Here is a 1,108-nt window from a genome sequence, read left to right on the forward strand (position 1 = left end):
TGAAATTACAAGTCTGTGTTCAGATAAAAACAGTAGTACAACAAACTTGAAGAGGAACGTCGACTCCACAATAATTACTAACAAAGCAGGCAGCGGGAAACAGCCGCGCCCATCAGAAACAGCTTGCTCTGGATTGGCATCTTGACAGTGATAATAGCTGATGCAGGTTACGACCTGCTCTTGAATGGAATTGCCCTGATGACCACCTGGTGGTAGATGGCAGCAAGGGCAGCGCCAATGAAGGGGCCAACCCAGAAGATCCAATGGTCATCCCAGGCATGGCCCCTGTTGTAGATGATGGCAGCGCCAAGGCTCCTCGCTGGGTTGATGCCGGTGCCGGTGATGGGGATGGTGGCGAGGTGGACGAGGAAGACGGCGAAGCCGATGGGGAGCGGCGCCAGGATGGGGACGTGGGAGTCCCTGGCGTTGCGCTTGGCGTCGGTGGCGGAGAAGACGGTGTAGACGAGGATGAAGGTGCCGACGATCTCGGCGCCGAGGCCGTCGCCCTTGGTGTAGCCGGGCGCGACGACGTTGGCGCCGCCGCCGGTGGTCTCGTACAGGCCCTTCTGGAAGCCCTTGAGGCCGCCGGCGCCACAGATGGCGCCGAGGCACTGCATCACCATGTAGAAGAGGGCCCTGGTGAGGGACAGCTTCCTGGCGAGGAAGAGGCCGAAGGTGACGGCCGGGTTGATGTGGCCGCCGGAGATGCCGGCGGTGCAGTAGACGAGGGCGAAGATCATGCCGCCGAAGGACCAGGCGATGCCCTGGATGCCGACGGTGGCGCACTTGGAGGTGGAGTTGTTGACCCCCATGACGGTGAGGACGGTGATGTAAAGGAAGAGGAAGGTGGCCATGAACTCGGCGATCCCTGCGCGGTAGAAGGACCACGACTTGAGCTCCCCTGGCTCGAACAGCGGCGCCGGCGGCGGCTCCTTGTAGTCCTTGTCGTCGGAGCCCTGCGCCGCCGTGCCGATCGGCTGCCTCTCCGAGAACTTGTTGGCTCCCAGCCGGACATCCTCCTCCTTCCCCTCCATTACTATTAATTTGCCTCTTCTTCTTTCTACTACTCACTACTAGCTCTCTTGCCGGAGCCGGAGACGACGACGAC

Annotated in this window: 1 protein-coding gene; it reads right to left on the reverse strand. The window is 60.8% G+C overall.

Annotated features, from left to right (window positions below; genetic code table 11):
• Window positions 1–167: 167 nt before the first annotated feature.
• Entirely contained in the window at window positions 168–1,034 is an 867-nt protein-coding gene (locus NK662_RS24480) for an MIP/aquaporin family protein (RefSeq protein ID WP_254761327.1), read from the reverse strand.
• Window positions 1,035–1,108: the final 74 nt, after the last annotated feature.

Origin of the sequence: Ectobacillus ponti (assembly GCF_024294785.1) — a bacterium.
Lineage (GTDB): Bacteria > Bacillota > Bacilli > Bacillales > Bacillaceae_G > Ectobacillus > Ectobacillus ponti.